Consider the following 7,159-nt stretch of genomic DNA (forward strand, 5'->3'; position numbering starts at 1 on the left):
GTCGCGCAGGCCCACGAAGTTGACGCCCTTCACCACCCGACCGGCGTCGACGTCGAGGCACGGGATCACCCGGACGCTACGCACTCGCCCCGACCCCCTCGGTGACCGTGAAGGCACCTTCGTAGATGGCGGTACCGACGATCGCGCCGGCCAACCGCCGTGCGCCCACCTCGAGTGCTGCGAGCGCCCGCAGGTCGTCGAGCGACCCGACGCCGCCGGACGCCACGACGTCGAGCGACGTGGCCTCCAGCACCGCGGCCAGCTGGTCGAGTGCCGGGCCCTCCAGCGTGCCGTCGCGGCCGATCTCGGTGACGACCAGGGCCGCTACGCCGGCGTCCTCGAACTCCCGGGCCACGTCGACCACGTCGCGACCGGAGTCCTCCAACCAGCCGCGGACGGCCACGTCACGCCCTCGGGCGTCGAGGCCGACGGCGACGCCACCCGGGTACCGCCTGGCCAGCCGGCGGACCCAGTCGGGCGACTCCAAGGCGGCGGTCCCGACGACCACCCGACGGACGCCCGCGTCGAAGAGGGCAGCGGCAGCGGCATCGTCACGTACCCCACCGCCGGTCTGCACGGGGACGTCGACCGCGCCCGCCACCGCCGCGATCAGGTCCCGGTTGCGGGGGCTCCCGGTGCGAGCGGCGTCGAGGTCGACCATGTGCACCCAGGGGGCGCCTTCGGCAGCGAACGCCTTGGCCTGCGCCACCGGGTCGTCGCCGTAGACCCGCGACCTGCCGTAGTCGCCCTGGTAGAGCTGGACGCACTTGCCGCCCAGCAGGTCGATCGCCGGATAGAGCTCCATCACGCGGCTTCGGCCGACTGCACGGCGTTGCGCACGAAGTTCGTCAGGATGCGCAGGCCCACCGCGCCCGACTTCTCGGGGTGGAACTGGGTGGCGCACAACGCCCCCCGCTCGACCACCGCCGCCATCGGACCGCCGTAGTCGCAGGTGGCGACCGTGTTCTCGTCGGGCTCGACGGCGTAGCTGTGCACGAAGTACACCCAGCTGTCCTCGGGCGGGAGGCCCGCCAGCAGGGTGCTGCTGTGGTGCATCTCGAGGCGGTTCCACTGCATCTGCGGCCGCTTCACGCCCTCGGGCAGGTGGCGCATGACACCCGGCAGCACCCCCAGGCCCGGCACGTTCGGCGTCTCCTCCGAGCCGTGGTACAGCATCTGCATCCCCACGCAGATGCCCAGGAACGGCCGGCCCGAGAACGCCGCCTCCAGGGCCACCTCGTCGAGCTCGCTCTCCTCCAGCGCCTCCATGCAGCGACCGAAGTTGCCGACGCCCGGCAGCACCACACCCGCCGCCTCGCGGATGAGCCCGTGGTCGGCGGTCAGATGGGCGTCAGCACCCACCCGTTCGAGCGCCTTGGCCGCCGAACGCAGGTTGCCGATGCCGTAGTCGAGGACGGCGATGAGGGTCATACGGGCCTCGATCCTACGGCCGGCCGGTGCACGGAGTGGTGCCGTTAACCGCCCGCGAACACCGAGGGTTCGACACGTGGACGCCCCGGGGAACCACAATGGGGTACATGATCGTCACGGGAACCGCCGATGGGCTCTACGAGATCGGGCTCGACGGCGTTGTCGGGAGACACTTGCTGGCCGGCACCGAGGTGCTGGCGGTCTCCGGGGACTGGGCCATCGCCGACGACACCGTCGTGTCGTTGGACACGGAGAAGAAGGTCGACCTGCCCGGCGGGGTCGTCCCGAAGTGCCTGCTGGCGGGCGCCGAGGGGGCCTGCCTGGTGGGCACGAGCGGGGCCCGGCTGTTCAAGATCGGCAACGGCGACCTGCAGGCGATCGAGTCGTTCGACGCCATCCCCGAGCGCCACGAGTGGTACACGCCGTGGGGCGGCCCGCCCGACACCCGTTCGCTGGCGATGGGCCCCAACGGCCTGCTGGTGAACGTGCACGTGGGCGGCGTGTGGCGCACCAACGGCACCGGCTGGGTCGAGGCCGTGGCCGCCGACCAGGACGTGCACCAGGTGGTGGCGCTCGACACGACCATCGCCGCCGCGACCGCGCGCGGTGTCGGCCAGAGCCACGACGGCGGCAAGTCGTGGACCTGGTCCACCGACGGCCTCCACGCCGCCTACTGCCGGGCGGCCACCATCGCCGAGGGCTGGCTGCTGGTGAGCGCCTCCACCGGCCCGGGCACCAACCACGGGGGCATCTACCGGCGCCCGCTCGACGGCTCGGGCCAGCCCTTCACGCCCTGCGGCGTCGACGGGAGCCTGCCGAAGGCGTTCCCCTACAACGTCGACACGTTCGAGCTGACCGCCGACGGCCCGCGCGTCGCCCTGGGCACGCCCACCGGCGAGATCCACCTGTCGGAGGACTCGGGCGAGACATGGCGGCTCCTGGTCGACGCCCTCCCCGGCGTCCGCACCGTCAACCTGGCCTGACCCTGCGAAACTTCGACAGAGGTGGCGCTATAGCCACCATTTCTGTCGAGATTTCGGGTTGTCGCTCGCTACAAGGTCCCCTTCGTCGACGGGACCGCCCCGCCCTCGACGCGCACGGCGTCGCGCAGGCAGCGGGCCACGCCCTTGAACGACGCCTCCACCAGGTGGTGGGTGTTGCGCCCCGCCCGGCGGGTGACGTGCAGGGTGATGGCGGCGTTCACCGCGAACGACTGCCAGAAGTGCTCGGCCATCTCCGGGTTGAAGGGCGGGTTGCCGAGGGGCAGCACGAACTCGCCGAACGGCACGTCGTAGACCACGAAGGGGCGCCCGGACAGGTCGAGCGCCACCTCCACCAGCGCCTCGTCGAGCGGGAAGAGCCCGCTGGCGAAGCGCCTCACGCCGGCCTTGTCGCCCAGCGCCTCCCGGAACGCCTCACCCAGCACGATGGCCACGTCCTCGACGGTGTGGTGGCCGTCGACGTGCAGGTCGCCGGTGGCCTCCACCGACAGGTCGAACCCGCCGTGGCGCCCGAGCTGGTCGAGCATGTGGTCGAAGAACGGCAGCCCGGTGGCGGCGTGGACCTTGCCCTCGGGGCCGTCGAGGTCGATCGCGACCGAGACCGACGTCTCCTTGGTGGTCCGGCTCCGGCTGGCTCGTCGGGCGGGGCTCATCGCAGGATCTCCTCCAGGGCTTCGAGGAACCGGTCGTCCTCGGCCGGGGTCCCGATGGTGACGCGCAGGCACCCCTCCAGTCGAGGCCAGGCGGAGCAGTTGCGCACCAGCACCGACCGCTCGACCAGCGCCTTCCACACCTCGCCGCCGTGACGGGCCAGCGGGCGGAACAGGACGAAGTTGGCGCCGGAGGGCCACACCGTGACCGGCAGGTCGGCCAGGGCCGCCACCAGCCGCTCCCGCTCCTCGACGATGCCGGCCACCCGGGCCTCCATCTCGGGCCGGAAGTCGAGCGCCAGGGTGCCGGCCAGCTGCTTCACGACGTCGAGGTGGTAGGGCAGCACGACCTTGTCGAGCTCCGCCACCAGCCGGCTCGGGCCCACCAGGTAGCCCAGCCGGGCGCCGGCCATGGCCCACGTCTTCGAGTAGGTGCGGGTGACGACCAGGGGCCGGTCCTCGGCCACCAGCTCCAGGCCGCTCCAGGGGGCGAACTGCCCGTAGGCCTCGTCGACCACCACGATCCCCGGCGCCAGGCCGGCGACCGCCCGCAGCACGTCCTCGGTCTCGACCATGCCGGTGGGGTTGTTGGGCGAGCAGACGAACGTGATCTCGGGCCGGGCGACGTCGAGGACCCGCTGGACCTCGTCGAGGTCGAGCGTGAATTCCTCGGCCCGCTCCCCCACCACCACCTCGGTGCCGGCCAGGCGGGCGATGTGGCCGTGCAGGGCGTAGGTCGGCTCGAACACGGCGGCCCGGCGGCCGGCGCCCCCGTAGGTGAGGCACAGGGTCTGGAGCACCTCGTTGGAGCCGTTGGCGGCGAACACCTGCTCGGGCTCGACGCCGTGGAGGGCCGCGAGCGCTTCCCGCAGCACCCGGTACCCACGGTCGGGGTAGCGGTGCCAGCGGACGTCGGACAGCGCCTCGGCCAGGCGCCGGGTGAACGCCTCGGGCGGCGGGCCGGGTGCCTCGTTGGTGTTGAGCCGCACGTCGACGTCGACCTGCGGCGAGTGGTAGCCCTCCAGGAGGGCGACGTCGTCCCGGGGTTCGATCACGACCCGGCCCCGCCCCGTATGCGGATCGACTCGGCGAGGGCGGGGAGGCCCTCGTAGTCGGCGAAGGCGACGACGTGGGGGCCGACCTCGGCCAGCCCCTCGGCTCCCAGCGACACGACGTGCACGTGCTTGCGGAAGTCGTCCACCCGCAGCGCACCGGCGAACCGGGCGGTGCCGAAGGTGGGCAGCACGTGGTTGGCGCCGGCCATGTAGTCGCCCACCGACGCCGGTGCCAGCGGCCCGCAGAACACCGCCCCGGCGTGGCGGACCAGCGGCAGCAGCGACTCGGCGTCGTCGACCAGCAGCTCCAGGTGCTCCGGGGCGATGGCGTTGGACACCGCCAGTGCCTGCTCGGGACCGTCGCACAGCACGGCGTAGCCGCCCTCGGCCAGCGTCGCCTCCAGCTGGCGGCGGCGGGGCGACTCGGGAACGAGGCGGGCGACCTCGGCCACAACGGCGTCGGCCACCGCTTCGTCCCAGGTCACCAGCCACGCCAGCCCGTCGGGGCCGTGCTCGGCCTGGAGGATCACGTCGATGGCGGCGTGCTCAGGAGGAGTGCTTGCGTCCGCGATCACCACCACCTCGGAGGGACCGGCGAACGCCGACGGCACCCCCACCAGGCCCTGACCGGCGACTTCACGCTTGGCCTGGGCCACCCGGGCGCTGCCAGGGCCGACGATCACGTCGACCGGGCGGATCGTCTCGGTCCCGAACGCCAGCGCCCCGATCACGGCCGGCCCGCCCACCCGCAGCACGCCCTCGATGCCCACGAGCGCCGCGGCCGCGAGCAGGCCCGGGTCGACGGTGCCGTCGGGTCGGGGCGACGTGGCCGCCACGATCGAACCGACGCCTGCCACCTTGGCCGGGATGGTGGTCATCAGCATGGTCGACACCAGCGGCGCCTCGGCGCTGGGCACGTAGCAGCCCACCCGGTCGACCGGCCGCACGAGCTCCCGGATCTCGATCCCGCCCCGGCGATGGACCACCTCGGGGCCGAGCTGGGTCTCGTGGTAGGCGGTGATGTTGTCGTGGGCGACCTCGAGGGCGGCCCGCAGAGCGGCCGGGATGGCCTCCAGCGCCGCCTTCAGGTCGTCGTCGGGCACCCACACCGAGTCGAGCGTGGCGCCGTCGTAGCGCTCGGTGAGCCGCAGCAGGGCGGCGTCGCCGTCGCGGCGCACCTCGGCCAGCAGGGCGCGCACCTCGTCGACCGGCGGCTCGGTCTGGGCTCGGGGGCGGGGCAGGCGGGTGACCAGGTCGTCGGAGCCGCTGCCCCGCAGGTCGAGGCGGTTGAGCACGACCCCTGACGCTACCGGTGTCCAGGGCGCCGTCCGGCATGGGTTAGACCCAACGGCATGGAGAGCGATCGCGCCCAGCTGTCGGCCATGGCCAGCACCCTCGACGAGCTGACGAACCGGATCACCGAGATGGCCGGCCGCCACACCAACAGCCCCCGCGAGGACGTGGCGCAGGCCCTCTACGACGTCGAGCGCTCGCTGCGGAGCGCCAACCGGAACGTGGCCAAGGCGATGCGGCTGATGCGCGGGTGAGGTGGGCGACCCGAAGGCCGCCCACCTCATCCCTTGACGCGGCGACGGCGCCCACGCGGGGCGCCGTCGCAGGCGACGCAGAGCGGCGGATCTCTGCGTCGCAGGAACCAGGTGGCGGGAACCTGGTCGTCAATGAAGTTATCGCTTCCGGAGGGCGGAAGGTCGCGCGGGTTGGCTGCTTTTCTTGCCGAGAGGCAAGAGAAACCTCAAAAAGAGCCTGCGGAAGGGCAGAAATCGGCTAGTAGACACTCTCCGCAGCGGGGCCGGCGCGCACTGCACACGCGGCGCCCGTGCAGGATCATCCGCAAGCTCAACGCCCCGCGCTCGCTGGCCTTCACCATCGGGTTCAGATCCATCTCGACCTTCACCGGATCGGTGTTGGTGGTGAGCCCGAGACGCTGTGACAGCCGCAGCACGTGCGTGTCGACCGGCAGCCCGGGTAGTCCCATCGCCACGCTCCGCACCACGTTGCCGGTCTTGCGGCCGACGCCGGGCAGGGTCACGAGGTCGGACAGCTTGGTGGGGACCTCGGAGTGGAACCGCTCGACCAGCGCCCGGGCCATCCCCATGATGCTCTTCGTCTTGTTGCGGTAGAAGCCGGTGGACTGCACCAGCACCTCGACCTCGGCCGGGTTGGCGCCGGCAAGGTCCTGGGGGGTCGGGTAGCGGGCGAACAGGGCGGGCGTCGCCTTGTTGACGTTCACGTCGGTGGTCTGCGCGGAGAGGATGGTCGCCGTCAGGAGCTGGAAGGGGTTCTCGTAGTCGAGCTCGCACAGCTCCGTGGCGGTGCCGGGGTACTCCTCGGCGAGCCGCTCGGACACCACGCGAGCCCGACCGGCCGGCGTGCGCGGGCGACCAGTAGCCATCGGGCCGACGATACCGGTCCCTGGGCAGCGGGTTTGTACGATCCCGGCGATGCCCGCGAGATGGGTCTACGGGGCCACCGACGACGACGACCGAGACGCCGCTGCACAGGGGCTCCGCATGGTGCGCGAGCTGTACCAGATGCGGCGACCGCTACCCGTCGAGCCCGAGACCGACGGCGCACCGCGGCTCGCCACCCGGCCGTTCGAGGTGGGGCGCGACGAGGCGGCGTGGCTGCGGGTCAACAACCGGGCCTTCGCCTCCCACCCCGACCAGAGCAGCTGGACCCCGGCCGACATCGCCGCCCAGGAGGCGGAGGACTGGTTCGACCCCGAGGGCTTCCTGCTCCTCGAGACCGACGACGGGATGCTGCAGGGCTTCTGCTGGACCAAGGTCCACCCGGTCACCGACGTCGACCCGGCCATGGGCGAGATCTACGTCATCGGTGTCGACCCCGACTGGCACGGGCAGGGACTGGGGCGGGCCCTCGTGCTCGCCGGCCTCGCCCACCTGGCCCACCGGGGGCTGCGGGTCGGGATGCTGTACGTCGAGTCGAACAACACGCCGGCCGTGCACCTCTACCGCCGACTCGGCTTCACGATCCACCAGGT

General features: G+C 72.3%; 9 protein-coding genes. 3 read left to right on the top strand and 6 right to left on the bottom strand.

The window, feature by feature from the left end; translation table 11 throughout:
• Window positions 1-76: 76 nt before the first annotated feature.
• Window positions 77-805 (bottom strand): 1-(5-phosphoribosyl)-5-[(5-phosphoribosylamino)methylideneamino]imidazole-4-carboxamide isomerase, encoded by a 729-nt coding sequence (gene hisA, locus VK611_26330; protein ID HMG44880.1) that lies wholly within the window; start codon window positions 803-805, stop codon window positions 77-79.
• Complete coding sequence (gene hisH / locus VK611_26335) at window positions 805-1,431, bottom strand: imidazole glycerol phosphate synthase subunit HisH (GenBank protein ID HMG44881.1); 627 nt, start codon at window positions 1,429-1,431, stop codon at window positions 805-807. Before hisH ends, hisA begins: the two co-directional genes overlap by 1 nt.
• A gap of 107 nt (window positions 1,432-1,538) precedes the next feature.
• Between hisH and VK611_26340 the strand changes: the two genes are divergently transcribed.
• The gene (locus VK611_26340; GenBank protein HMG44882.1) at window positions 1,539-2,414 is read left to right on the top strand and encodes a hypothetical protein; all 876 of its coding nucleotides are present in this window, start codon (window positions 1,539-1,541) and stop codon (window positions 2,412-2,414) included.
• Window positions 2,415-2,482: 68 nt separating this feature from the next.
• Here VK611_26340 and hisB read toward each other — a convergent pair whose 3' ends face one another.
• Genes hisB through hisD form a run of 3 tightly spaced genes read right to left on the bottom strand, consistent with a single transcriptional unit; the run spans window position 2,483 to window position 5,432 of the window.
• Window positions 2,483-3,085: an imidazoleglycerol-phosphate dehydratase HisB gene (gene hisB, locus VK611_26345; GenBank protein ID HMG44883.1), complete on the bottom strand. Its 603-nt coding sequence runs from the start codon at window positions 3,083-3,085 to the stop codon at window positions 2,483-2,485.
• Window positions 3,082-4,137, bottom strand: a complete 1,056-nt coding sequence (gene hisC / locus VK611_26350) for a histidinol-phosphate transaminase (GenBank protein HMG44884.1) — start codon at window positions 4,135-4,137, stop codon at window positions 3,082-3,084. The genes hisB and hisC overlap by 4 nt, the downstream gene beginning before the upstream one ends.
• On the bottom strand, window positions 4,134-5,432 hold the full coding sequence (gene hisD, locus VK611_26355) for a histidinol dehydrogenase (protein ID HMG44885.1): 1,299 nt from the start codon (window positions 5,430-5,432) through the stop codon (window positions 4,134-4,136). The genes hisC and hisD overlap by 4 nt, the downstream gene beginning before the upstream one ends.
• Window positions 5,433-5,489: 57 nt before the next feature.
• Between hisD and VK611_26360 the strand changes: the two genes are divergently transcribed.
• On the top strand, window positions 5,490-5,684 hold the full coding sequence (locus VK611_26360) for a hypothetical protein (GenBank protein HMG44886.1): 195 nt from the start codon (window positions 5,490-5,492) through the stop codon (window positions 5,682-5,684).
• 206 nt (window positions 5,685-5,890) lie between these two features.
• Here VK611_26360 and nth read toward each other — a convergent pair whose 3' ends face one another.
• The gene (gene nth / locus VK611_26365) at window positions 5,891-6,550 is read right to left on the bottom strand and encodes an endonuclease III (protein HMG44887.1); all 660 of its coding nucleotides are present in this window, start codon (window positions 6,548-6,550) and stop codon (window positions 5,891-5,893) included.
• A gap of 49 nt (window positions 6,551-6,599) precedes the next feature.
• Here nth and mshD point away from each other — a divergent pair.
• A partial coding sequence (mshD, locus tag VK611_26370; protein HMG44888.1) for a mycothiol synthase occupies window positions 6,600-7,159 on the top strand: 560 nt, incomplete at its 3' end.

This window comes from Acidimicrobiales bacterium (assembly GCA_035316325.1).
Classification (GTDB): domain Bacteria; phylum Actinomycetota; class Acidimicrobiia; order Acidimicrobiales; family VFJN01; genus DASXTK01.